Source organism: Pasteurella sp. XG20 (assembly GCF_018968665.1).
Taxonomy (GTDB): domain Bacteria; phylum Pseudomonadota; class Gammaproteobacteria; order Enterobacterales; family Pasteurellaceae; genus Pasteurella; species Pasteurella multocida.
This window is the reverse complement of record NZ_CP076656.1, coordinates 1,018,209-1,043,952: the sequence shown is the minus strand read 5'-3', so window position 1 is coordinate 1,043,952 and position 25,744 is coordinate 1,018,209. Positions and strand designations below refer to the sequence as shown.

Below are 25,744 nucleotides of genomic sequence, written 5' to 3'. Positions count from 1 at the left end.
AACATGATGCAAAATAAAGTGATTCGCTTAGGCGAAATTGAGATTTCTAATGACAAACCCTTTGTTTTGTTTGGGGGAATGAACGTATTAGAAAGTCGCGATATGGCGATGCAAGTGTGCGAAGCTTATGTTAAGGTCACGGAAAAATTAGGGGTGCCTTATGTGTTTAAGGCTTCTTTTGACAAAGCAAACCGCTCATCTATCCATTCTTATCGTGGACCGGGTATGGAACAAGGTCTGAAAATCTTCCAAGAGTTGAAAGACACATTTGGGGTTAAATTGATTACAGATGTACATGAAATTTATCAATGTCAACCAGTCGCTGAAGTTGTTGATATCATTCAATTACCTGCTTTTTTAGCACGTCAAACCGATTTAGTGGCAGCGATGGCAAAAACGGGCGCGATTATTAATGTGAAAAAACCACAATTTTTAAGTCCAGGTCAAATGGGGAATATCGTTGAGAAAATTGAAGAATGTGGTAATGATAAGGTTATTTTATGCGATCGAGGCACCAATTTTGGTTATGACAATTTAGTTGTAGATATGTTGGGTTTTTCTGTGATGAAAAAAGTATCAAAAGGTTGCCCTGTGATTTTTGATGTGACCCACGCATTACAATGTCGTGATCCATTCGGTGCGGCCTCAGGGGGACGCCGTGGGCAAGTCACGGAATTAGCACGCGCGGGAATGGCAGTGGGATTAGCCGGGTTATTTTTAGAAGCGCATCCGAATCCGAGTCAAGCGAAATGTGATGGGCCTTCAGCTTTACCGCTATCTGCATTAGAAGGTTTTGTACATCAAATGAAAGCGATTGATGATCTGGTGAAACATTTCCCAGAATTAGATACCGCCAATTAATTTGTGTGAAAAACGAAAGCCCTGCCTTTTCTGAGGTAGGGCTTTTTTTATATGTCTATATTATTCATAAAAGTCACTTATTTTTGAATGTATTGCAAAAATTTATTATTGCGCAAATTTCTATTTGCTATCTGAAATTAAATTGGACAGAATAGAAATGCTGATAACAAAAAGGAGTGAATAATGTTAAAAATTGTTTTTCTAGATAGTACCGCGATACCTAAACATATCCCGATTCCTCGCCCAAGTTTTCCACATCAATGGGTTGAATATGAGCATACGACACCAGATCAAGTCGTAGAACGTATGCAAGATGTAGACATTGCGGTAACCAGTAAAGTCCTCTTTAGTCGTGAAGTGATGCAACAATTACCTAAATTAAAATTAATCGCGATTACGGCAACAGGGACCAATAATGTGGATTTGGTGGCTGCACAAGAACTTGGAATCACGGTGAAAAATGTGACAGGGTATTCATCCACAACCGTACCAGAACATGTGATAGGTCTGATATATGCGCTCAAACACAGTATTATGAGCTGGTATCGCGATCAATTATCTGCAAAATGGGCAGATTGCAAACAATTTTGTTACTTTGATTATCCGATTACAGATGTGAAAGGCTCAACCCTTGGTGTCGTGGGACGAGGCTGTTTAGGTTCTGAAATCGGTCGATTAGCGACCGCACTTGGCATGAATGTACTTTATGCAGAACATAAAGGTGCGAAAACATGTCGTGAGGGTTATACCCCCTTTGAAGAGGTGTTAGCACAAGCGGATATCTTGACATTACATTGCCCATTGACGGACACCACACAAAATCTGATCAATCAAGACACCTTAGTTTTGATGAAAAAAGGCGCATTTTTAATTAATACAGGACGTGGTCCTTTAGTGGATGAACAGGCGTTAGTCGCTGCATTAGAAAGTGGACATCTTGGTGGTGCCGCAGTTGATGTGTTAGTGAAAGAACCGCCTGAAAAAAACAACCCAATTATCCAAGCTGCCACACGTTTGCCTAATTTAATTGTTACCCCGCATATTGCTTGGGCATCCGACAGTGCGGTTACTACCTTAGTGAATAAGGTGAAACAAAACATTGAAGACTTTGTAAAAAATGAGCAGATTGCTTAACTAAATTAAATATCGTGATGTTGTTGTATGTTGTTTATGCAATAATAGCACGATATTTTTTATGACTTGATTTTGGTAAAAATGAAATTTTCTGTTCCTTTATTCATTGCATTGCGTTACTGGCGAGCAAAAAGTGCGGACCGTTTTGGACGTCTGGTTACCAATCTGGCCAGTATTGGTATTGTGTTGGGCGTGATGGCATTGATCATTGTGTTGTCTGTGATGAATGGCTTAGAACAACATCAAAAGAAGCATGTCTTAGCAAACATTCCACACGCTATTGTTATGCCAGCAACACAACGCATTACATTAACAGATGAAATGATTGCATTACCGCCTTTTGTGCAAAAAGCGGTGCCGATCAATCAAACACAAGTGATTTTACAAACGGCAACAGGCGTGAGTGCAGGTCAAGTCATTGGTGTACAACAATCGGCTGATGATCCTTTATTAATGGATATGTTGAGCCCTGATTTTGAACAAATTCTACCACCAGGCGCCTTTAATTTAGTGATTGGGGCGCAACTCGCACAAAAATTACAGCTACATATTGGCGATAAAGTGCGCTTGATGATGACAGAAAACAGTCAATATACCCCTTTCGGTCGTGTTCCCGTACAACGTCTGTTTACGGTCAGTGATATTTATTATTCAGGAGATGAAGCATCGAGTTATGAAGTTTTTGCTCATTTATCTGATATTGGACGTTTAATGCGCATTCAACCTGAGCAGGCACAAGGCTATCGTTTATTTCTGCAAGACCCTTTCCAAATTACTGAACTTCCACAATATTTTGCTGAGCAATCTTGGCAATTATACGACTGGCGTCAACAAAAAGGCGAATTTTTCCAAGCGGTGCGTATGGAAAAAAACATGATGGGACTCTTAATTAGCTTAATTATTGTTGTGGCAGTTTCTAATATTGTGACATCACTTAGCCTTATGGTCGTGGATAAACAAGGCGAGATCGCGATTTTACAAACACAAGGACTTAATAAACGCCAAGTGCGGTCGATTTTTATTTATCAAGGTTGTTTGGTCGGCTTTGTTGGTACCGTGATTGGTGCCATATTAGGTGTTCTCGTGACGCTAAACTTAGATAGGCTAGTCGGTTGGTTCAATTCTGCGGATATTTATTTACCGACGGCATTTGATCCGCTCCAGTTCATGATTATTTTATTTTTTTCGTTATTATTATCTTTAATTTCCACAATTTATCCTGCTTATCGTGCAGCGCAAATTGATCCGGCAGAAGCACTACGTTATGAATAAGAAGGCAAACTTGGATATGAAATCACACTTATTACATTGTCAGCATATTACAAAATATTATCAAGAAGGGGCGCAACAGACACAAGTTTTAAAAGACGTCTCTTTTTCGATGCAAGCAGGGGAGCTTGTCGCGATTGTCGGGAGTTCAGGGTCGGGGAAAAGCACACTCTTGCACGTGTTAGGGGGATTAGATCAGCCGACAAGTGGTGAAGTCTTTATTCAAAATCAATCATTGCAGAAAATTAATGCGAATCAGTTAGCGCAATTACGTAACCAATATTTAGGGTTTGTTTATCAATTTCATCATTTAATGGCGGATTTTAGCGCGCTTGAAAATGTGATGATGCCCATGTTAATTGGTAAGCAAAATAGATCGGAAGCGCAAGATCGTGCAGAAAAAATGTTAACTGCGGTGGGTTTATCACATCGTATCTCACATCGCCCGTCCGCCCTTTCTGGTGGAGAAAGACAGCGCGTTGCCATTGCACGCTCATTGGTCAATCATCCCGCCTTGGTGCTGGCTGATGAACCTACTGGTAACTTAGATCGGAAAACCACAGAAAGTATTTTCGATCTGATTAAACAACTCAATCAAGAACAAAATATTGCGTTTTTATTAGTCACACATGATTTAGCGCTAGCTGAAAAACTATCGCGTCGTTTAGTGATGCAAGATGGTGTATTACGTGAGGAGCATTAAATGAATACACCGTTTTTTATTAGCTGGCGTTATCAGCGAAGTAAGCAAAAAAATCGCTTAGTTTCTTTGATTTCTGCGTTTTCTAGCATTGGTATTGCACTGGGTGTGGCAGTGCTAATTGTGGGATTGAGTGCTATGAATGGATTTGAACGAGAGTTAAATCAACGCATTTTAGCGGTGGTTCCGCATGTTGAAATAATGGCTTATCCCAATGAAAAAGGTACCAGTAGTATTAAACCTTGGCAACCCTTGGTTAAAACATTAGCGCAGCATGAGCAAATCGACGGCATTTCGCCCTATGTGACTTTTACTGCTTTAGTTGAAAATGGCACTAAACTCAAAGTGGTGCAAGTCAAAGGGGTAGAAAAGTCCGCACAAGATCAAGTCAGCGCGTTAGGGCAATTTGTATTAGATGAAGGGTGGAAGGTTTTTGAACAGCAGTCTGGTTTGATTTTAGGTTATGGCATTGCTCGTGAGCTGGACGTAGTCGCTGGGGATTGGGTGAGTTTACTGATTTCGCCACCCAATGAGCAAAATCAATTGGCTCAGCCCATTCGTCATCGCATCCAAGTCAGTGGCATTTTACGTTTAGAAGGTCAATTAGATCACAGCTATGCTTTATTACCGCTTACACAAGCTCAGACACTATTAGGTATAAGCACAGACGAAGTACATGGTGTGGAACTGAAAGTGAAACAGCCATTTCAAGTACAAACATTAACGTTTCCGATGTTACAGGACTACCCGCAAGCCCTTTATGCACAACATTGGATTCATAAATTTGGTTATATGTATCGAGATATCCAATTAATTCGTAGCGTAATGTATATCGCTATGGTATTGGTCATCGGTGTAGCTTGCTTTAATATTATTTCGACCTTGATTATGGCGGTGAAAGATAAACAAGGTGATATTGCGATTATGCGTACTTTAGGGGCAAATAATCGCTTTATTAAGCAAATTTTTATTTGGTATGGCTTGCAAGCGGGCATGAAAGGGTGTTTAATTGGCATCTTTTTAGGCATTATTTTGGCGTTAAACTTAACCTCAATCATACAGGGGGTTGAATATTTACTAGGGCGGAAACTGCTATCTGATGGGATTTATTTTGTGGATTTCTTACCAAGTGAATTACATTGGCAAGATATTTTGCTCGTATTCTGTTCAGCATTAATTTTGAGTTTACTTGCTAGCCTATATCCTGCAAATCGTGCCGCCAAATTACAACCTGCACAGGTTTTGAGTCATTATTAGATGAATTATTATAATTGAAGCTTAAAACTAGTTTACTAGTGTGTTTATTGGTGCTAGATTGGCAGTATCAATGATTTTGATAAAATAACCTATTGAAAAATAAGATTAAAAAATGAACCGTTTTATAAGAAGTAAGTGAGCGCAGTATGACAGAATATAAAAATGAAATTTATATCGAAAATGATGACACCAGAATTGATAAAATTGAACAAGTTTTACCGCCTGTGGCGTTATTAGAAAAATTTCCTGCCAGTGATGTGGCAGTAGAAACCGTCAGACAAACACGAAAAAAAGCACATAATATTATTCATCGAAAAGATGACCGTTTATTAGTTGTCATGGGACCTTGTTCCATTCATGATCCTGTTTCTGCGCTGGAGTATGCGAAACGGATTAAAATGATGCGCGAAAAATACCAAGATAGCTTGGAGATTATTATGCGTGTCTATTTTGAAAAACCGCGAACCACGGTAGGGTGGAAAGGCTTGATTAATGATCCTCACCTAAATGGTACCTTTGAGCTGAATGAAGGGTTGCGTCTTGCGCGTAAATTATTATCGGACGTTAATGATTTAGGGGTACCGGCTGCGGGTGAATTTTTGGATATGATTACCCCACAATATCTGGCTGATTTCATGAGTTGGGGTGCGATTGGTGCCAGAACCACAGAATCACAGGTGCACCGTGAACTTGCCTCTGGTCTATCTTGTGCAGTTGGCTTTAAAAATGGTACAAATGGCGGGGTCAGAATCGCGTTAGATGCGATTGGGGCAGCAGAAGCACCACATTATTTTCTTTCTGTCACGAAATTTGGTCATTCTGCGATTGTATCTACAAAAGGGAATGAAGACTGCCACATTATTTTACGAGGCGGTGATAAAGGTCCTAATTATGACGCAGAGCATATTGCTATGGTTTGTGCAGAGATCGAAAAAACAGGGCGTATTCCACATGTGATGGTCGATTTCAGCCATGCTAACAGTTGTAAACAATTTAAAAAACAATTAGAGGTTTGTGACAGTGTTTGCCAGCAAATCGCTATGGGTTCTACTCAAATCTTTGGTGTGATGGTAGAAAGCCATCTTGTTGAAGGGCGACAAGATTTAGTAGATGGAAAAGCGGTCACTTATGGGCAGAGTATCACGGACGCTTGTATTGGGTGGGAAGATAGCGAGAAAGTTTTGGAATCGCTTTCAAAAGCTGTCATCCAACGCCGAAATTTGCAGCAATAAATACAGGTTAAAGCGTCAGTGAATCTGGCGCTTTTTCTTTTCCTCTCACTCAGATAGCATAATTCTCTTTTATCCTCCCTTTATTTTCCTCTTTAACCTTGTTTTTATCCTCTTAATATGCGGTTAACTATTTTTGCACTTCTTAAAGCAAACGTTTGCCTTTCTAAATAAGCGGATTATAATACAGCGATTTTTTATTTTTTGACCAAAAGGAATTAAAAATGAGTTTAGATAACTTTAGTTTGAAACCGGTACCACAACATGAGCGTAAAGGAGGTATTGCGCTGACATTTGTGATGTTAGGTTTGACATTTTTCTCTGCAAGTATGTGGACTGGTGGCACTTTAGGCACTTCACTGCACTATGACGATTTTTGGACCGCTATTTTGATTGGTAACTTAATGCTAGGGGTCTATACCGCTTGTTTAGGTTATATTGGTGCCAAAACGGGGCTAACTACGCATATTCTGGCACGTTATTCTTTTGGGGTAAAAGGCTCATGGTTACCGTCTTTATTGCTTGGTGGAACACAAGTTGGTTGGTTTGGTGTTGGGGTGGCGATGTTCGCTATTCCGGTCAATAAAGTCACGGGAATTGATGTAAATACGTTAATTATTGCATCAGGATTATTAATGACCGTAACGGTGTATTTTGGGATTTCTGCCCTGACAGTATTATCTGCCGTTGCTGTGCCTGCGATTGCTGTTTTAGGTTCTTATTCTGTGTATTTGGCGGTAACAGACGCAGGAGGACTAGATGTACTCAGAAGTATTGTTCCGAAAGAGCAAATGCCTCTCTCTATGGCGATTACTCTAGTAGTGGGTTCTTTTATTAGTGCGGGGAGCTTAACTGCGGATTTTGTTCGCTTTGGGCGTGTACCGAAACAAGCGATTCTTATCAGCATGATCGCGTTCTTTCTAGGTAACTCGTTGATGTTTATTTTTGGTGCCGCTGGGGCGTCAGTAAAAGGCATGGCAGATATTTCTGATGTTATGGTCGCGCAAGGGTTGATCTTACCTGCCATTATTGTATTAGGTTTAAACATTTGGACCACTAACGATAACGCGCTTTATGCGTCAGGCTTAGGTTTTGCCAATATCACCGGGTTAAGTAGCCGTATTTTATCCATGGTGAATGGCGTGATTGGCACATTGTCTGCATTATGGCTATATAATAATTTTGTTGGCTGGCTCACTTTCTTATCTTCAGCAATTCCACCTGTGGGGGGCGTTATTATTGCGGATTACTTGCTACGTCGTAAATCTTATCAAGATTTTGAACAAGCCAAATTCGTGACTATTAATTGGACCGCGATTATTGCTGTCGCGATTGGTGTCGCTTGTGGTAAATATTTACCGGGCATTATTCCTGTCAACGCAGTATTGGGCGGGGCACTGTCTTATCTTCTTCTTAACCCATTCTGTGCAAAAATCTTAGCAACCAAATAGGAGTGCATCATGTTAATTAAAAACGTTCATCTTGCTGATCGAGAAGGGCTTTGGCAAATTTTGATTGAGGATCAAAAAATAGTGCAAATTTGTGCCAATGATGAAGTAATAAACTATGTCGGCGAAATTGTTGATGCAGAAAATGGTATTGCTTATCCACCTTTTGTTGAACCGCATATTCATTTAGACGCAACACAAACGGCAGGACAACCGAATTGGAACCAATCAGGCACCTTGTTTGAAGGCATTGAACGTTGGGCAGAGCGTAAATCCTTATTGAGCCATGAAGATGTGAAAGCCCGTGCATGGAAAACGTTAAAATGGCAAATTGCAAATGGGGTGCAATATGTGCGTACGCATGTGGATGTATCTGATCCCACATTAACGGCACTGAAAGCGATGCTTGAAGTGAAAAAAGAAGTAGCACCTTGGATTGATTTGCAAATTGTGGCTTTTCCACAAGAAGGGATTTTGTCTTATCCTAATGGTGAAGCATTACTTGATCAAGCGATGGCGATGGGGGCGGATGTAGTAGGAGGCATTCCACATTTTGAATTTACCCGTGAGTATGGCGTCGAGTCCATGCATATCGCGTTTAAGATTGCGCGTAAATACGGAAAACAAATTGATATTCATTGTGACGAAATTGATGATGAACAGTCGCGTTTTGTGGAAACCGTTGCTGCTTTAGCCTTGAAGTATGAAATGGGGGATAAAGTTACCGCGAGCCATACGACAGCAATGCACTCTTATAATGGTGCTTATGCCTCGCGTTTGTTCCGTTTGTTAAAATTGTCAGGCATTCATTTTGTGGCGAATCCACTGGTGAATATCCATTTGCAAGGGCGTTTTGATACTTATCCAAAACGTCGTGGTATTACCAGAGTGAAAGAAATGCTGAAAAATAACATTAATGTGTGTTTCGGTCATGATGATGTGTTTGATCCTTGGTATCCATTGGGCACAGCCAATATGCTACAAGTATTACATATGGGATTACATGTTTGTCAATTAATGGGCTATGGGCAAATTAATGAAGGGCTAAAATTAGTGACTGAAAATAGTGCAAAAGCATTAGGTTTAACGGACTATGGTATTCAGGTTGGGCATTCGGCAAACTTGATTATTCTACCTGCAGAAAATGGTTTTGATGCGGTAAGAAGACAAGTACCAACACGTTATTCTATTCGTGCGGGTAAGATTATTGCAGAAACGAAATTGGCAGAAACGCAAATTTATCTTGCAGAGAAAGAGAAAGTCAGTTACAGCTAAATATAGTGTAATGATATCTCATCAATAAGACATAAAAGTGCGGTCGAAAATCTTGAAGTTTTCGACCGCACTTATGTTTCTTTGCTAAGGGTTAGTTATCTACTTTAACAATCCAACCTTCAGGGGCTTCAACATCACCAAATTGGATACCCACTAATTCATTGTAGAGTTTGGTGGTGATTTCACCGACTTCCGTTTCAGAGTAGAACACATGGAAGTTATCACCATATTGGATACCACCAATCGGTGTGATGACGGCAGCAGTACCACAAGCGCCCGCTTCTTTAAATTGATCTAATTGATCGATATACACATCCCCTTCTTCTGTTTCTAAACCTAACCGCGCTTTAGCGAGATAGAGTAACGAGTATTTCGTGATACTTGGCAGAATTGACGGCGAAAGCGGAGTAATAAATTTGTTATCTTTTGTGATACCGAAGAAATTCGCTGAACCCACTTCTTCAATTTTGGTGTGTGTGGTCGGGTCTAAATAAATACAGTCACCAAAGCCGTTTTGTTTGGCTTCTTTACCAGGATAAAGACTTGCTGCGTAATTTCCACCCACTTTTGCTGCCCCGGTTCCTTGCGGTGCGGCGCGATCATAATTTGAAACTAAGAAATTAGTCGGTTTTAAGCCACCTTTAAAATAAGCGCCAACAGGGCAGCAGAAAATCGAGAAAATATATTCTGGCGCAGGATTGACGCCGACATTGTCACCTACACCAATCAAGAAAGGGCGTAAATAGAGGGTGGCACCAGTGCCATAAGGCGCTAACCATGCTTGATTTGCTTTGACCACTTGTTTACAGGCATCAATAAACATGTCTGTTGGCACTTCAGGCATCAATAAACGGCGACAACTGCCTTGCATACGTTCTGCATTTTGATCAGGGCGGAACAAGTTAATCGAACCGTCTTTACAGCGATAAGCTTTGAGTCCTTCAAAGCATTGTTGCCCATAATGAAGTGCAGTTGAACCTTCACTAATATGCAGTACATTATCTTTTGTTAGCTCGCCTTTTGACCATTTTCCGTCTTTCCAATAAGCGATATAGCGATAATCTGTTTTAATATAGCCAAAGCCTAAATTTTTCCAATCAAGATCTTTTATCATTATTATGTCCTTTTATTGTGTTTGGTGATGTTTTTAATCTACACCATTCTTCATGGCTTGCAAGTCTTTATCTGAAAAAAAGATTAAGATTAAAGAAAAAACGGAACAGCAAATATTTAATCGGAACACAAGCAATGTGAGCAGGTCTATGTTAGAATCGAACAGATAAAAAAACACCGCTCAATAGAGCGGTGTTTAACCAAAAGGGTCTAAAATAAATATACAGGAAGTGAAAATAAGTAACTTAAGATAAGTTACTCTGTTTGGTTTCCCAAACAATATGCAAACACAACATCATACTTAAGTCCGAAACTCTTAACCAGTAAGGAATTACCAATCATTAAGTATGCGCGCATTTTAGAGGGAAATAAGAGAGTGGACAATCGATATTTTTTTATATGAAGCATTAGAAAAACTAATGCGAAGAAACACGCTATATTATAGATCAAAAAGTAAACATTGAGAAGAAATATGTATAAACGTTTGCCTCCCTTGAATTCATTGAAAGCATTTGAATCCGCCGCTAGGCATTTAAGTTTCACAAAAGCTGCAGAAGAATTATTTGTGACACAAGCAGCAATCAGCCATCAAATAAAATTATTAGAAGATTTTTTAGGTATAACCTTATTCAAACGTAAAAATCGATCGCTGGAATTAACCGAATTAGGCAAAGCTTACTTCACGGATGTGAATAAAATTTTACGGCGATTGGTAGAAGCAACAGAGAAATTATTAGCCCAGAAAAATGATAAACACTTAACGATTAGTGTCCCGCAGACCTTTGGTATGCAATGGTTAGTACCACATTTAAGTGAGTTTAATCAACGCTATCCGGAGATTGAAGTACGCTTAAAAGGGGTAGATCAGGATGAAGGGGTTTTAAATAAAGATATTGATATTGCTATTTATTATGGACAAGGAAACTGGGATAATCTGCAGGTTGAAAAGTTAGTGGAAGAAAATCTTCTTATTCTCGCTTCACCAAAACTCTTAGCGCACAATCCTATTCACAGCAAAGAAGATTTGAAACATCATACCCTGATTCATATCCATACTCGTGATAATTGGCAGAACATGGCAAATTTTTTACAGTTAGAAGATTTAAATATTCAGCAAGGTCCCTTGTTTAGCCATACTTTTATGGCGTTGCAAGCCGCAATTCATGGTCAGGGGTTGGTTTTGGCGAATCGTTTGTTAGCCCAACAGGAAATTGATCATGGTCACTTACAAATTGTGTTACCGACCAATTTACATGATCCTAAATCTTTTTATGTAGTGAATCATTTTGATGTAAATGATGAACGTATCCAAGCATTTCGCGCTTGGATCATTGAAACAATGAAACAAAAATAATGAATAAATTAGTATTATATTGCCGTCCTGGCTTTGAAAAAGAACTTGCCGCTGAAATCAGTGAAAAAGCGGCTGAACTGGGCATATTTGGTTTTGCCAGAGTAGAGGAAAATCAAGGCTATGTGATTTTTGAATGTTACCAAACCGACGATGCCGATCGCCTAGCGCGTGAAATCCCTTTTAATCAACTGATTTTTGCCCGCCAAATGATCGTCGTATCTGACCTTTTAGCCGATCTCCCAGTTCAAGATCGCATTAGTCCGATTATTCAGCAATACCAAGCGATAGCCCATCGAATCAATTTAACATACAGCACCGAATTACTTGTTGAAACAGCCGATACGAATGAGGCAAAATCACTGTCTGCTTTTTGTCGCAAATTTACAGTGCCATTACGCCAAGCCCTAAAAAAACAAGGTTGGTTACAGGGGACTCGACATCATAAACAAGGGCTGACATTACATATTCTGATGTTAGATTCAACTCAATGTTATGTGGGGTATTCTTATAACCATAATCATTCTGAGCATTTTATGGGGATTCCGCGTTTGAAATTTCCGCTAGATGCGCCAAGCCGTTCAACGTTAAAATTGGAAGAAGCCATTCTGACTTTCCTGTCTAGGGAAGAAGAAAAGAAACGTTTGAATGAGCAAATGTATGCTGTGGATTTGGGCGCTTGCCCCGGTGGTTGGACATATCAGCTCGTCAAGCGTGGATTATTTGTTTATGCGGTCGATCACGGCAAAATGGCGGCGAGCTTACACGATACCGGACGTATTGAGCATTGTGCAGAAGATGGCTTTAAATTTCAACCACCGAAACGCAGCAAAATTGATTGGTTAGTCTGTGATATGGTGGAACAACCTAGCCGAATTAGCCAATTAATCCTCAAGTGGTTAGTGAATGGTTGGTGCCATGAAACAATTTTTAATTTGAAATTGCCGATGAAAAAACGCTATCTTGAAGTGAAAAAATGTTTGCAGATGATCGAGGAAAGCTTAGAAAAACAGGGATTCCGTTACCATATTCAAGCAAAACATTTATATCATGATAGAGAAGAAATTACGGTGCATATTGCCGTCAAAGCGTTGGACTAACTGATGGATGAACAACACACCGCCTTGATAAAGTGCGGTGTGTTTTTTTGATTTTTTTATGTAAAAGGTAGGAGAGAGGATACTATTTATTGCCTGTTTTTAAATAGCTTTTTAAGGTTTGTTCAATTTCATAGATCCAATCTAATTCATATTGTGTAAAACCCGCTTGTAAACGTGCATCTGTATTAATGACACCTTTGAAAATCACAATACGATATTTACGCAGTAATTCAGCAAAAGATTGCATCGCATCTAGTCCGCGTTTCTCTGACAGGGCATGATACCAGTGATTACCAATGCCAACATGCCCGATCTCATCACGTAAAATCACATCAAGAATTTCCACTGCTGCAAAATCTTTCCGTTGACGGATTTTATCTTGTAACACTGGTGTGGCATCCAAACCTCGCGCTTCAAGAACACGCGGAACGAGTGCCATACGTTCCCAAATATCATGTGCGGTCGCTTGTGCCATTTCCCATAAACCCGCATGAGCCTCAAAATCACCGTACTGATAGCCTAAGCTTTTCAAATGTTGATTGAGCAAACTAAAGTGGGTACTTTCCTCACGCGCTACCCGTAGCCAATCCTTAACAAATGCCATGCCTTGATTCAGTTCTTGTTGTGCACAGCGACCAAAACGCCAAGCCGCATCCAATCCAAGATTAATCGCATTAAATTCAATGTGTGCAATGGCATGTAACGTGGCAGCGTACCCTTCCTCTGTGGCAAAAGCCCGTTTGGGCACGTCTTTCGGCGCAACACAAAGGGGTCTAGTTGGAAAGCCAGCGATATCTTGTGTGGCATTGACCTCAGGAAAATCTGATATACAAGAGAATTGCACTTGAGGCAGTAATTCATCATATAAATGATTGACGAGTGCACATTTCTCTTCTGGGCGTGTTTCAGTTAATGCTTCTGTGATGGCATGCCAAAGTGCGGTCATTTTTCACCTCCTTTTTCAGGTGTATAACGAATTAAGCCTTCTTGCTGCGTCGTAGCAATTAAACGACCTTGGCGGTCAAAAATTTGCCCTCGTGCCAAACCACGTGCAGCAAAAGCATTATTGCTTTCAATGGCATAGAGCAACCAATCATTTAAATCAAAAGGACGGTGGAACCAAATAGAATGGTCAATTGTGGCTACTTTCATCCCCGCTTGTAAAAAGCCTTTTTGGTGGGGATGAAGTGCGGTTAATAAACAATGAAAATCGGAAAAATAAGCCAGTAAACATTGTTGGATTTTGTGATCTTGTGGTGCATGACCATTGGCTTTTACCCAAGCAAATTGTTCTGCGGGTAGTTGGCTGCCATGAAAGGGATTGTTGATATATTTGGTGCGGATATCAAAAGGGCGCTCTGCGGTGAATTTGGCACGAATGGCTTCGGGAATATGAGGTGCCAGTTTTTGAATAATCACACTTTCTGCGATCAATTGATCGGGGGATTCTACATCCGGCATTTTACTTTGATGATCAAAGCCTTGCTCTGCTTTTTGGAAAGAGGCGGTAATATGGCAAATCGGCTCATTGTGTTGAATCGCTTTGACGCGTAAAGCAGTAAAATTACGTCCTTCGCGCAAGGTTTCCACATCATAAATAATCCCATGTTGACTATCGCCCGGCGAAAGAAAATAAGCATGGCAAGAGTGCAAAACACGATCCGGCGGGGCGACCTGTATTGCCGCGGATAAGGCTTGTGCGACGACTTGACCACCAAATACTTGGCGTAAACCTAAATCTTCACTTTTGCCACGAAAAAGGAAATCATCAAGGCGTTCAAGTTGTAATAAGGCAATTAAATTATTCAGGACATTCGACATATTTTGTTCCTTATGGTGAATAGGGTATAGAATAGGAGAACGATTTTTTGTTTAGAAAACCGCTAAACGTTATAAAATATAAGCAATCCCACGGAAATCGCACATCAATGTTTGCAATATCTCAAATCTTGTTGCATAATACGCGACCTAATCACTTGGCGAAAGTACGGTGATTATCCTATGGAAACCTTCTCGGTTCCTCGCAATGGTGTCTGGTTTACCCGGTCAGGTTCGGAAGAAAGCAGCCAAAGTCAGAATTTCTGTGTGCCGAGATCAAGCTGGGAAGGTTTCCACCCAACACCATCCTTCTCTTCCTTAAATCCGTTCAATCAACTGTCTAAAATAACCTTGTTCTAACTGGCTGAGTTCGTGATAATTGCCTTGTTCAATTAATGTTGCTTCATCAATCATACAAAGCAAATCAAATTGATCAATAAAGGTTAATCGATGAGTAACCATTAAAAGAGTTTTGCCTTGCGCGTGCGCTAAAATTAGACGTAAAATTTGGCGTTCAGTTTCACGATCTAGCCCTTCTGTGGGTTCGTCTAATAAAAGAATAGGGGCGTTATTTAATAATACACGTGCCAAGCCTAAACGACGTTGTTCTCCACCAGAAAGCGGACGACCGCCGTCGCCAAGCCAGCTATCAAGCCCTTCATCTTGAGTAAGCAATTTTTCTAGTCCGACTTGCTGTAATACCGCGATCATTTTTTCATCGTCGATCAGATTTGCGTTCGCTATTTGCAAATTATTGCGCAAGGTGTCACTAAAGACATGAACACGTTGGGTCAAAAAGCAAATTTGCTCACGTAATGCTTGTTCACTGTAGTGTTGGATAGGTTTGCCTGCAAGTCGTAAGTTACCTTGTTCTGCATCATAGTTACGTACTAAAAGTTGTAAAAGAGTTGATTTACCACTCCCGGTTTTACCTAAAATCGCGACTTTTTGTCCACTTAAAATCCTTAAATTAAGGCGATTGAGCGCAAGATTGTCGCGTGTAGGATAACGGAACGACAGATTTTCTGCCTCAATTAAAGGTTGTTCTGTTTGTTCAAATTGTTCATTTCCATCAAAGCTCACTAATGCCTTTTGTGCAATGATATCATTGACATTTTCCGCTGAAGCAATCACCTGTCCAATATGCAAAAACGCAGCACCAATGGGCATTAAAATTTCAAAAGAAGCCAGTGCCGAAAAGGTAAACAATGCCATCAGTGCGGCTTTATAGGTTCCATTGCCAAGATCGGCTTCTGCAGCAAACCATAAAGTCGCTGACAAAATAAACCCATTTACTAGTAATAAAATTGCACTGGAAAGCCCTGCTAAATTGGCTTCTTTTTGTTGATACGCTTGCCATGCTTGTTCTGTTTGGTTGAGTTTTTGTTGGTGTTGTGTGCTTGCGTTAAATAACAATAATTCTGCTTGGGCTTGAATAAATTCAACAAATTGCGTGCGATAAGTGGCACGTGAGCTAATTAATTTCTCACCAAACTTTGTGCCTAAATGATAAAAAACAGTAGGGATAATCAATAAAAAACAGAGTAAGGTTAAACCAATAAACAGTGCTAACGGGACATGAATAAAGCTTAATCCGAATGTAATCAAACCGATCACGACAATGGCGCTGATAAAGGGGGCAATTAAACGCAAATATAAGCTATCTAGCGTATCTACATCTGCCACTAAACGATTTAATAAATCACTGTTGCGATAACGGTTAAGTACCGCGGGACTGAGGGGAATGATGCGACGAAAAACTTGTACACGCAATTTGGCTAATACGCGGAAAGTGGCATCATGAGTCACTACTTTTTCAAAATAGCGTGCTACGGTACGTCCAATTGCAAGTCCACGTACACCAGCGGAAGGGTAGAAGAAATTAAATAGCGTCCCCACACCAGCAATTGCCGTTGCAGCTAAAAACCAACCGGATAGGGTGAGCAAACCAATACTGGCGGCTAAGCCAGTAATCATTAATAGGACGCCGAGAAATAGCGTCAACTTAGCATGTTTAAAAAGACGTAAAAAAGGGAAGAGTGCACGCATTAATTTACATCCTGTTTTCGTTGGGTCAATAATTCAGCAAAGAACCCCGTATTTTTTAATTGTTCAAAATGCCCTTGTTGAACAATTGCACCTTGTTGCATGACTAAAATCGTGTCACATTGTTTTAAATCTTCAATACGATGCGTAATCATCAAAGTGGTTTGTTGCTGACTCATGTGTTGTAAAGCTTGCAAAACGAGATTTTCAGACTGTGCGTCTAAACTGGCAGTCGGTTCATCGAGTAAAAGTAAATGACCTTGACGCAGCAAGGCGCGAGCAATCGCTAAACGTTGCGCTTGTCCCACAGAAACACCAAGCCCGCCATCCTTAATTTCGCTGTTTAGCCCCAGTTTATCTGTGAATTCTTTAGCTTGTGCTAAACACAAAGCCTGATCAATTTGTGCGTCTGTTGCCTCAATATCGCCTAATAAGAGATTTTCTTTGATGCTTCCTTGTAATAACAGCGGGTTTTGTCCTACCCAAGCAATATGTTTACGCCATTGTGTAATATTCATCTCTTTGAGTTCAATACCATTGATTTTTAAGCTTCCTTGATAGGCTAGAAAGCCGAGAATTGCGTTGAATAAGGACGTTTTTCCTGCACCACTTTGTCCAACAATAGCCGTGTGACTTCCTGCAGGTAGCGAAAAATTGAGGGATTGAGTTAATGGCTTTCCTTGTGGCGAGAGAATCACAAGGTTTTCTGCGCAGATTTCCACCGCACTTTCGATATGGGGATTCTGTTGTGCTGTTGATTGTGCCGTTGTGTGATTGGCTTCTAAGAAGTCGACAATCACGTCCGCTGCGCCAATTCCAGCGGCACGATCATGGTAATATGTACCGAGATCACGCAAGGGTTGGTAAAACTCTGGCGCTAAAATTAAACAAAAGAAACCAACAAATAAGGTAAGAGGGGCATCATAGGTACCAAAGTTTAATTCACCTAAATAACTGAATCCAAAATATACCGCCATTAGCGCAATTGAAATGGAAGTAAAAAACTCTAAGACGGCAGAGGAAAGAAATGCCATCTTTAATACGTCCATTGTTGTTTCGCGAAAATCTTCGGTATTTTTTTCGATATGCTGTGTTTGTTCTTCAGTGCGATTAAAGAGACGTAGGGTTTCTAAACCGCGTAAACGGTCTAAAAATTGTCCGCTCAGTTTGGCTAAGGTCGCCATATTTTTCTGACTACTGTCTGCCGCCGCAATCCCGACTAAAATCATAAAAATCGGGATGAGTGGCGCAGTGATCATGAGAACTAAACCTGCCGCCCAGTTTAAGGGAAAAATCGCGATTAAAATGACAACGGGAACAATGGCAGACAGTGCCTGTTGGGGTAAATAGCGCGCATAGTAATTATGGAGGTTTTCCACTTGCTCTAACATAATGGTCGCCCAGCTCCCCGCGGGTTTATTGTTAATGGTGGCGGGACCGACTTGATGGATTTTGTCTAAGATCTTCTGACGCAAAATATTGCGTAAAATTCGACCGCACTTAAAGCCAATTTGTTCACGTACCCACAAAATGATAGCACGTAGAGCAAAGCCAATAACTAAGCCAATAAAAGAAGGGAGTAATTCATGCCTTGCTGTATTGAGCATGATCAAGTGATGGAGAAGATTCGCTAAAAAGTAGGTATTTATCACTAAGATCACTGAAGATCCCGAAGCCAGCATAATATTGAGATTTAATAGTCTTCTGATGGGTTTCTGTTGTGACCAAAGCCATTTTTGTAAATATTTTTGGCGAGATTTTTCCATAACTGTCCGATTATTGATTCCGTAAGCGAAAAAAAATTATTCGCCCAAAGGCGAGATTGGACGAATAATATAAAACAATAAAATGTTATTTTTGGGCATCCAAATAGCGTTCTGCGTCGAGTGCTGCCATACAACCGGTACCCGCTGAGGTAATCGCTTGGCGGTAGTTATGATCCATCACATCACCCGCAGCAAAGACTCCGTCCACTGAAGTCGCAGTGGCATTGCCTTCTAAGCCTGACTTGACCACAATATAACCATTGTTTAGTTCAAGTTGATCTGCAAAAATATCCGTATTTGGTGCATGACCAATCGTAATAAAGACACCGTCTAGGCTGAGTTCTTCTGTGGCTTCAGATTGTGTATCTTTCAAGCGAACGCCCGTCACGCCCATATTATCACCCAATACTTCATCTAAAGTGCGGTTAGTATGGAGGATAATTTTGCCTTCTTCGACTTTTTTCATTAAACGGTCAATTAGAATTTTTTCACTGCGGAAACTGTCACGGCGGTGTACTAAATGCACTTCTGAAGCAATATTAGCGAGATAGAGTGCTTCTTCTACTGCGGTATTACCGCCACCGATGACTGCCACTGGTTTATTACGATAGAAAAAGCCATCACAAGTTGCACACGCAGACACACCACGACCTTTATACGCTTCTTCAGAAGGCAAACCTAAATAACGCGCAGATGCCCCTGTCGCGATAATTAAGGCATCACAACTGAAGGTATGGACATCACCGTATAATTTGAATGGGCGAGAGGAAAGATCCACTTTATTGATATGGTCAAAGATAATTTCCGTGTCAAATTTTTCAGCATGTTGTAACATGCGTTGCATTAATTCTGGTCCTGTTGTTTCACCAAAATCCCCCGGCCAATTTTCAATTTCAGTTGTGGTTGTTAATTGTCCACCTTGTTGTAAACCCGTCACTAAAACCGGTTTGAGGTTAGCACGTGCCGCATAAATGGCTGCGGTATAACCGGCAGGTCCCGATCCTAAAATTAAAAGTTGGCTGTGTTTCATTGCATTCATATTGTTATCCTTTACTATCACGAAAATTCTGTTTGTATTATAGACCGTTCAGAGAGGGCAATCTATCACTAATCTTGCCTATTAATATAATAGAGAATAGAGTAAACGACGGTATTTATTGCTAACGGGATCATTTTGTCCGATCGCCGTTAACATGGCTAAAAATTGTTGTTTGATTTCTCCGTTCTCCGCATTGAGATCGCGCTTTAAAAAGTCAAATAGAAGGCTTAGTGCTTCTTCATTGCGATTGGCTTGGTGTAATTGTAAAGCAAGTTTCAAAGCAATTTGGGGAGAGGGATTTTTCGCAAACTCACTCTGCAATTGCTGAATCTCGGGGGTATCTGCCGCTTGAATCAGTAATTCAATTTGGGCTTGTAATCCTTGCCAACGGTTATCACGATCTTGTAATGGGATTTGATTTAAAATGTCTTGCGCTGGCTCGACTTTCTTCATCGCAATATAGGTTTCAGCATAAAGTAAGGCTATATCACTGTTTTTTTTCGCTGACAGTTCCCAAGCTTCTTTGAGGAGAGGAAGGGCTTGTTCAAAGTTTTCTGCTTCAAGCCATTCAAGCGCTTGCATAAATTTTATTTCGTCTTCTTTCGGTAGAATCAGTGCTAAGCGTTGTTGTAAGGCTTGCTCATCTAAAATACCGGGAAAAGCATCTAGCGCTTGTGCTTCTTTAAATAAATAGGTAGTTGGTAAGGTTTGAATACGGAATTGTGCCGCAACCATTTGTTCTGTTTCACAATTGACTTTCGCAAGAATAAATTGCCCTTGATATTGTTCCGCGTAACGTTCTAACAACGCCATAAACGCCACAGAAGGTTGATGACTTGGTGCGTAAAACGTTAAGACCAACGGGATTTGTTGTGATTGTTGTAAAATTTCAGTGAGGTTTTGTGCATTCACTTCAACGAGATGGGGAGACGTTAACATTCATCTTTTCCTATCATAAAGCATTTCATCATGGCTAGCATTCTAGCAAAAATTAGTTGAGGAAAATAGCGGTCTTGTTTTGCTTAAAAAACAACCCGCCCCGTAGGGCACGGCTGGTTCTTTTTGAGAAATTACGCTTCTTCGTCTTGATCTTTTTTCAAGATCTCATCTTCATTGAGTTTTAAAAGACGGGCAATCGCATTGCGGTAGGAGATTTCAAGGCTTTCTCGACTAGTGGCAATGACACCTTGATCGATTAAGAAACCGTCATTGACATCATAAACCCAACCATGTAATGAGAGTTTTTTCCCATTTTTCCACGCGGATTTAATGATTGACGAGCGACCTAAGTTATAAACTTGCTCTGCGACGTTAATTTTCGTCAGCATATCAGCCCGTTTTTCAGGCGGTAAATTGCCAAGTAAATGACTATGCTTATACCAAATATCGCGTAAGTGGAGTAACCAGTTATTAATTAAACCTAAATCTTGATCCGCCATGGCGGCTTTAATTCCACCACAGTTTGTATGTCCACAAATAATAATGTGTTCAATATTTAAGACCTCAACGGCATATTGCACAACAGATAAACAGTTTAGATCGGTGTGAATGACTTGATTTGCAACATTACGATGTACAAACAGCTCACCCGGTCCTAAATTCGTTAATTTTTCTGCAGGAACACGGCTATCCGAGCAACCAATCCAAAGATAGCTCGGGGTTTGATGATCAGCCAATTCTTTAAAGTAAGAGGAGTTTTCCTCTTTCATCCGTAACGCCCAGCTATAATTATTGGCAAAAAGTTGTTCAATTTTTTTCATTAGAGTGATTCCTATACCGCAAAAATAAGGGGGCTAGTATAGCGTACAAAATGAGAACGAGGAAATTGCTTTTTGAGTTAGAGACTAGGTCAATGTGAGGTTTAGCCTATATCAGTACAACGATAAATAGGCTAAACAGGGTGGTATGACAAGTTTAAAGTGCGGTCGCTTGTTTCATTTTTTGCGTAAACTGCGCTAGTTCAGCTAAGCAGGCTTGTGAGTCATGGCGATATTTTTCAATAATTTGAACGGTAGCGGAACCCGAAATGGCACCATTGACGCCCATTTTTAACACATCGCTAACTTGCTGTGGTTGCGAAATACCAAAGCCTTGCAAAATAGGGGGAGCTTGATAGGCTTTGAGGCGCTCGACGAGTGTTTTTAAGTTGCCAGCAGATTGTTGATTTTCTACTCCTGTTACACCTGAACGAGAAACTAAATAGGTGTAACCTTGTGTTTGTTGAGCGACACGTTTGATCGTGTCTTCACAGGCATTAGGCGGACAGATAAAAACCTGCTGAATGCTATATTTTTCAGCCATAACCGTAAACTCTCGATGGGCGAATAATGGTAAATCCGCAATTAATACCGCATCCACGCCCACTTCAGCACAACGTTGATAAAAACGTTCAATGCCTTGTGCATAAACCAGATTGGCACAAAGCAGTAAACTTATTGGTAGTGTCGGATAAGTTGATCGTACTTGTGTTAATAACTGAAAACTGGCATCTGTGCTACAACCTGCGGCTAACGCACGTTGGTTAGCGGCTTGAATCACTGGACCATCTAACATCGGATCAGAAAAAGGAAAGCCTAATTCTAAAGCGTCTGCACCATTTTCCACTAAGGTTTGAATAATCTCAAATGACTGTGCCAGATTAGGATCGCATAGCGTGACAAAAGGGACAAATGCACCTTGTTGTTTTTGTTGTAATTGTGAAAAGAGGGTATCAAAACGGCGCATGTGAAACTCCTTTTTGCGATAAAATGCGATCTACGGTAAAAATATCTTTATCACCTCGTCCAGATAAATTGACCACCAAGAGTTGTTCTTTTTCAGGCTGGCGCTGAATCAGTTTTAAGGCATAAGCGAGGGCATGAGCACTTTCTAATGCGGGAATAATGCCTTCATGGCGTGCTAAGGCTTGGAAGGCGGATAAGGCTTCATCATCGGTAATGGATTCATATTGGGCACGCCCAATCGCTTGTAAATGTGCGTGTTGTGGACCAACGGAAGGAAAATCAAGTCCTGCTGAAATCGAATACGATTCTTCAATTTGTCCATCTGGTGTTTGCATCAAGGGCGCTTTCATACCAAAGTAGATTCCTGTTGTGCCATGACCTAGTGGAGCGCCATGTTGTCCAGTGGCAATTCCTTTGCCCGCTGGTTCAACACCAATTAAACGTACGCTGGTTTCCTCGATAAAGTCATTGAACATACCAATGGCATTTGAACCCCCACCAACCGCAGCAATGACTGCATCAGGTAAACGCCCTTCACGTGCTAGAATTTGTTGCTTGGTTTCTTCACCAATGATTTTTTGGAACTCACGCACGATAGTAGGAAAGGGATGGGGACCTGCTGCCGTGCCGAGTAAATAATGGGTGTGTTCATAGTTTTCTGCCCAATCACGCATGGCTTCACAGCAGGCGTCTTTTAATGAGGCTGAGCCTTTCGTTACCGCAGTCACATTCGCCCCCATTAAACGCATACGAAATACATTTGGCGATTGACGTTCAACATCTTTTGCGCCCATGTAGATTTGGCATGGTATGCCGAGCATGGCACAAGCGAGAGCTGTTGCTACGCCATGTTGTCCCGCCCCCGTTTCCGCAATAATACGGGTTTTACCCATCCGTTTCGCTAATAAGATTTGCCCTAATACTTGATTGGTTTTATGTGCACCGCCATGCAATAAATCTTCACGCTTCAGGTACAGTTTGGTTTTACTGCCTTGAGTGAGATTGCGACAGCGAGTCAGCGCAGTTGGGCGACCTGCATAGTTCTTCAATAAATCGAGGAAGGTTTCTTTAAATGTGGGATCTTGTTGTGCCTCAACAAAGGCTTTTTCGAGATTTTTCAACACCGGCATCAGAATTTCGGGGACATACATTCCTCCAAATTCGCCGAAATAGGGATTAAGTAAGGTTTCTGACATGGTTATTCCTTTAAACAATATAATGATAAATCGTTGTGATGGATAAAATTGAAACTATTTCATTTTTAAATATTGCACTATTAAACTAGTTCAGAATATAAAAAGCAAGTGTTTTATGAAAAATAACGAAAACGTGGTGAAAAAAAGAGAAAAAAGGTGCCAATGACTTCGCACCTTAGCATGATGAAAGGAATTGCAGGAATTATTTCGTTTGTTTGACGACATTGAGTGGCGCGCTACTTTGCGCTGTTGGCATCACTTCAATGCGGTTAATGTTGACGTGTTCAGGCTGTTGATTTGCCCACAAGACAATATTGGCAATATCTTCAGGAGTAACAAACTGCACATCTTCATATAATTTTGCGGCGCGTTGATCATCGCCTTTGAATCGCACATTGGAAAACTCCGTCCCTCCGCATAATCCCGGTTCAATATTGGTCACACGAATGGCGGTGCCTGCGAGATCGGCACGTAAGTTTAAGCTAAATTGTTTGATAAAGGCTTTGCTTGCGCCATAAACATTGCCACCCGGATATGGGTAAGTCCCTGCAATCGATCCTAAATTAATAATATGTCCTTGATTGCGACTGACCATTTGCGGTAGCAGTAGGCGAGTGACAGTAACTAATCCTGTGATGTTGGTGTTGATCATTTGTATCCAGTCATCTAATTCAGCTTTATCAGCACGATCAAGCCCTAATGCTAACCCCGCATTATTGACTAAAAGATCCACTGCTTGCCAGGCTTGAGGCAGGTTGTTAATCGCTTTTTCTGTGGCGTGGCGATCGCAGAGATCAAAGGCGAGTGGCAAAAAATCGGCACCAAATTCTTGCTGTAATGCGGCTAAACGTTCTGCACGTCGCCCTGTGCCAATCACGTTGTAATTATGCTGAATTAATGTACGACAAATCGCGGTGCCAAATCCGGCAGTGGCACCGGTCACTAATGCAATTTTTTTCATTTTTACCTCAGGTATAAGTTATCACGCTGTTTAACTTAGCGGAGTTGAGCAAAAGCTGCAACGACTTTTTGGTGTGATTTTACACCAGGATAAGTTTCAAGCCCTGAATTTAAATCCAGTCCTAAACAGCCTTGAGCGAGCGCCAGAGGGATATTTTCTGGTGTAATACCACCAGCTAACATACTTTTTGGTTTTAAGTGATGAGGGATCAATTGCCAATCAAATGTTTTCCCCGTTCCGCCACGTTGTTGATGCGTTTTACTGTCAAAAATATAACGATCAATATTTTCATTTTCTACGATTTGACACGGACTGGTGCCGCTACTCTCAATGCAAATGGCGCGCCAAATTTCACAATTCACTGGCAATTCATCGCGTAATTGGCGAATGAATTCGTGGCTTTCGTTGCCATGTAATTGGACGGCGTGGAGTCTTAATTGAGTTGCAAGGTGACAGATAAACGCTATGGATTGATCTTGAAATACCCCAACAAAGCGCAATGGGGCTTGTGTGACTAATTCTTGGGCTTGACGTAAGCTAATGCAACGTTTTGAGTGTGTCACAAAAATCAGTCCACCGTAAAGTGCACCTTGCTGGTAAACCGCTCTTACATCTTGTGGACGGGTGAGCCCACAAACTTTATGTTCCCCAAAAAGAAGTGAGCGTACCGCATGATTTAAATCTGCGTGTTGCATTAAACTACTGCCAATTAAAAAACCGTCGGCAACATGGCGTAAGTCTCGAATTTGTTGGTGTTGATAGATACCAGATTCACTGATAATTTTGGTTCCAGGAGGAATCTGATCGGCATAGTGTTGAGTGATCTGGGCAACACGTTGTATGTCTACACTGAGATCATGTAAATTCCGATTATTGACACCAATCACTTTCGCTTTTAACGCTAATGCGCGCGCAAATTCTGCCTCATTACTGGTTTCAGTTAAAACGCCCATCCCTAATTGGTGTGCTAATGTGGCTAATTGTGTATAGCGTTCATCATTGAGAACGGAAAGCATCAATAAAATAGCATCGGCTTGTGCGTATCGTGCCAAATATACTTGGTATTCAGATAAGATAAAATCTTTACATAAAATCGGTTGTGTCACGCGTTGGCGTACTTGAGCAATATCAGCAAAATGCCCTTGAAAATATTTTTCATCGGTTAAGACGGAAATGACCGTAGCATAGTGTTGATAAACCTCGGCAATCTCGGTTAAATCGAATGCTGCACGAATTAAGCCTTTTGAGGGAGAGGCTTTTTTACATTCTAAGATATATGAAGGGCGTTGTTTTGAGCCTTGTTGCATCGCTTGATAAAAGTCACGATCACTACGTTCTAGCTGATCTTGAAAGCTTGCTAAAGGCAATTGTGCTTGTTTTTCTGCAATCCAAGTGGTTTTATCTTGAATGATTTTTTGCAGAATAGAGGGAAGCGCTTGTGTCATTGTTAGGTTCTCT

General features: G+C 40.8%; 22 protein-coding genes and 1 other RNA gene. 11 read left to right on the top strand and 12 right to left on the bottom strand.

Features of this window, described 5'->3' with window-relative positions; translation table 11 throughout:
• Positions 1-6: 6 nt before the first annotated feature.
• The 8 genes from kdsA to KPF51_RS04730 all read left to right on the top strand — a co-directional run bounded on the left by kdsA (position 7) and on the right by KPF51_RS04730 (position 9,173).
• Positions 7-861, top strand: coding sequence for a 3-deoxy-8-phosphooctulonate synthase (gene kdsA, locus KPF51_RS04765; protein WP_061406050.1), 855 nt, complete (start codon positions 7-9; stop codon positions 859-861).
• 183 nt (positions 862-1,044) lie between these two features.
• Positions 1,045-1,995, top strand: a complete 951-nt coding sequence (locus KPF51_RS04760) for a 2-hydroxyacid dehydrogenase (RefSeq protein WP_064661118.1) — start codon at positions 1,045-1,047, stop codon at positions 1,993-1,995.
• 81 nt (positions 1,996-2,076) lie between these two features.
• Positions 2,077-3,267 (top strand): lipoprotein-releasing ABC transporter permease subunit, encoded by a 1,191-nt coding sequence (locus tag KPF51_RS04755; RefSeq protein WP_005756466.1) that lies wholly within the window; start codon positions 2,077-2,079, stop codon positions 3,265-3,267.
• Positions 3,268-3,283: 16 nt separating this feature from the next.
• Positions 3,284-3,967, top strand: coding sequence for a lipoprotein-releasing ABC transporter ATP-binding protein LolD (gene lolD, locus KPF51_RS04750; protein WP_005726366.1), 684 nt, complete (start codon positions 3,284-3,286; stop codon positions 3,965-3,967).
• On the top strand, positions 3,968-5,221 hold the full coding sequence (lolE, locus tag KPF51_RS04745) for a lipoprotein-releasing ABC transporter permease subunit LolE (protein ID WP_005726367.1): 1,254 nt from the start codon (positions 3,968-3,970) through the stop codon (positions 5,219-5,221).
• Between the two features lie 146 nt (positions 5,222-5,367).
• Positions 5,368-6,453 carry a 3-deoxy-7-phosphoheptulonate synthase AroG gene (gene aroG / locus KPF51_RS04740; protein WP_005726369.1) on the top strand — a complete coding sequence of 362 codons (1,086 nt, stop codon included), beginning with the start codon at positions 5,368-5,370 and terminating at the stop codon, positions 6,451-6,453.
• 221 nt (positions 6,454-6,674) lie between these two features.
• Positions 6,675-7,901 carry a cytosine permease gene (gene codB, locus KPF51_RS04735; RefSeq protein WP_005722055.1) on the top strand — a complete coding sequence of 409 codons (1,227 nt, stop codon included), beginning with the start codon at positions 6,675-6,677 and terminating at the stop codon, positions 7,899-7,901.
• Between the two features lie 9 nt (positions 7,902-7,910).
• Positions 7,911-9,173 carry a cytosine deaminase gene (locus KPF51_RS04730; protein WP_005726380.1) on the top strand — a complete coding sequence of 421 codons (1,263 nt, stop codon included), beginning with the start codon at positions 7,911-7,913 and terminating at the stop codon, positions 9,171-9,173.
• 91 nt (positions 9,174-9,264) lie between these two features.
• On the opposite strand, the gene KPF51_RS04725 is transcribed toward KPF51_RS04730, so the two are convergent.
• Positions 9,265-10,287: a branched-chain amino acid aminotransferase gene (locus tag KPF51_RS04725; RefSeq protein WP_061406051.1), complete on the bottom strand. Its 1,023-nt coding sequence runs from the start codon at positions 10,285-10,287 to the stop codon at positions 9,265-9,267.
• Between the two features lie 471 nt (positions 10,288-10,758).
• Here KPF51_RS04725 and KPF51_RS04720 point away from each other — a divergent pair, with 471 nt between their 5' ends.
• Both KPF51_RS04720 and rlmM read left to right on the top strand, forming a co-directional pair.
• The gene (locus tag KPF51_RS04720; RefSeq protein WP_005726382.1) at positions 10,759-11,640 is read left to right on the top strand and encodes a transcriptional regulator GcvA; all 882 of its coding nucleotides are present in this window, start codon (positions 10,759-10,761) and stop codon (positions 11,638-11,640) included.
• Positions 11,640-12,737, top strand: a complete 1,098-nt coding sequence (gene rlmM / locus KPF51_RS04715) for a 23S rRNA (cytidine(2498)-2'-O)-methyltransferase RlmM (RefSeq protein ID WP_005726384.1) — start codon at positions 11,640-11,642, stop codon at positions 12,735-12,737. The genes KPF51_RS04720 and rlmM overlap by 1 nt, the downstream gene beginning before the upstream one ends.
• Positions 12,738-12,819: 82 nt before the next feature.
• Here rlmM and KPF51_RS04710 read toward each other — a convergent pair whose 3' ends face one another.
• Both KPF51_RS04710 and tesB read right to left on the bottom strand, forming a co-directional pair.
• Positions 12,820-13,683: a ferritin-like domain-containing protein gene (locus KPF51_RS04710; RefSeq protein ID WP_005726385.1), complete on the bottom strand. Its 864-nt coding sequence runs from the start codon at positions 13,681-13,683 to the stop codon at positions 12,820-12,822.
• On the bottom strand, positions 13,680-14,558 hold the full coding sequence (gene tesB, locus KPF51_RS04705) for an acyl-CoA thioesterase II (protein WP_005726386.1): 879 nt from the start codon (positions 14,556-14,558) through the stop codon (positions 13,680-13,682). The genes KPF51_RS04710 and tesB overlap by 4 nt, the downstream gene beginning before the upstream one ends.
• 189 nt (positions 14,559-14,747) lie before the next feature.
• Here tesB and ffs point away from each other — a divergent pair.
• Positions 14,748-14,846, top strand: an RNA gene (gene ffs / locus KPF51_RS04700) — signal recognition particle sRNA small type.
• A gap of 27 nt (positions 14,847-14,873) precedes the next feature.
• Here ffs and cydC read toward each other — a convergent pair.
• The 9 genes from cydC to trpCF form a co-directional block, all read right to left on the bottom strand.
• Positions 14,874-16,604, bottom strand: coding sequence for a cysteine/glutathione ABC transporter ATP-binding protein/permease CydC (gene cydC / locus KPF51_RS04695; protein WP_005726387.1), 1,731 nt, complete (start codon positions 16,602-16,604; stop codon positions 14,874-14,876).
• Entirely contained in the window at positions 16,604-18,367 is a 1,764-nt protein-coding gene (gene cydD, locus KPF51_RS04690) for a cysteine/glutathione ABC transporter permease/ATP-binding protein CydD (protein WP_061406052.1), read from the bottom strand. Before cydD ends, cydC begins: the two co-directional genes overlap by 1 nt.
• A gap of 85 nt (positions 18,368-18,452) precedes the next feature.
• Positions 18,453-19,406, bottom strand: a complete 954-nt coding sequence (trxB, locus tag KPF51_RS04685; protein WP_211599580.1) for a thioredoxin-disulfide reductase — start codon at positions 19,404-19,406, stop codon at positions 18,453-18,455.
• Positions 19,407-19,487: 81 nt separating this feature from the next.
• Positions 19,488-20,345, bottom strand: coding sequence for a co-chaperone YbbN (locus KPF51_RS04680; protein WP_005726391.1), 858 nt, complete (start codon positions 20,343-20,345; stop codon positions 19,488-19,490).
• Between the two features lie 131 nt (positions 20,346-20,476).
• On the bottom strand, positions 20,477-21,166 hold the full coding sequence (can, locus tag KPF51_RS04675) for a carbonate dehydratase (RefSeq protein ID WP_005722074.1): 690 nt from the start codon (positions 21,164-21,166) through the stop codon (positions 20,477-20,479).
• Between the two features lie 154 nt (positions 21,167-21,320).
• The gene (gene trpA / locus KPF51_RS04670) at positions 21,321-22,130 is read right to left on the bottom strand and encodes a tryptophan synthase subunit alpha (protein WP_061406053.1); all 810 of its coding nucleotides are present in this window, start codon (positions 22,128-22,130) and stop codon (positions 21,321-21,323) included.
• Positions 22,117-23,325 (bottom strand): tryptophan synthase subunit beta, encoded by a 1,209-nt coding sequence (gene trpB / locus KPF51_RS04665; RefSeq protein ID WP_061406054.1) that lies wholly within the window; start codon positions 23,323-23,325, stop codon positions 22,117-22,119. The genes trpA and trpB overlap by 14 nt, the downstream gene beginning before the upstream one ends.
• Positions 23,326-23,527: 202 nt before the next feature.
• Positions 23,528-24,286, bottom strand: a complete 759-nt coding sequence (locus KPF51_RS04660) for an SDR family oxidoreductase (RefSeq protein ID WP_005726408.1) — start codon at positions 24,284-24,286, stop codon at positions 23,528-23,530.
• Positions 24,287-24,321: 35 nt separating this feature from the next.
• Positions 24,322-25,731: a bifunctional indole-3-glycerol-phosphate synthase TrpC/phosphoribosylanthranilate isomerase TrpF gene (trpCF, locus tag KPF51_RS04655; protein WP_061406055.1), complete on the bottom strand. Its 1,410-nt coding sequence runs from the start codon at positions 25,729-25,731 to the stop codon at positions 24,322-24,324.
• Positions 25,732-25,744 lie beyond the last annotated feature (13 nt).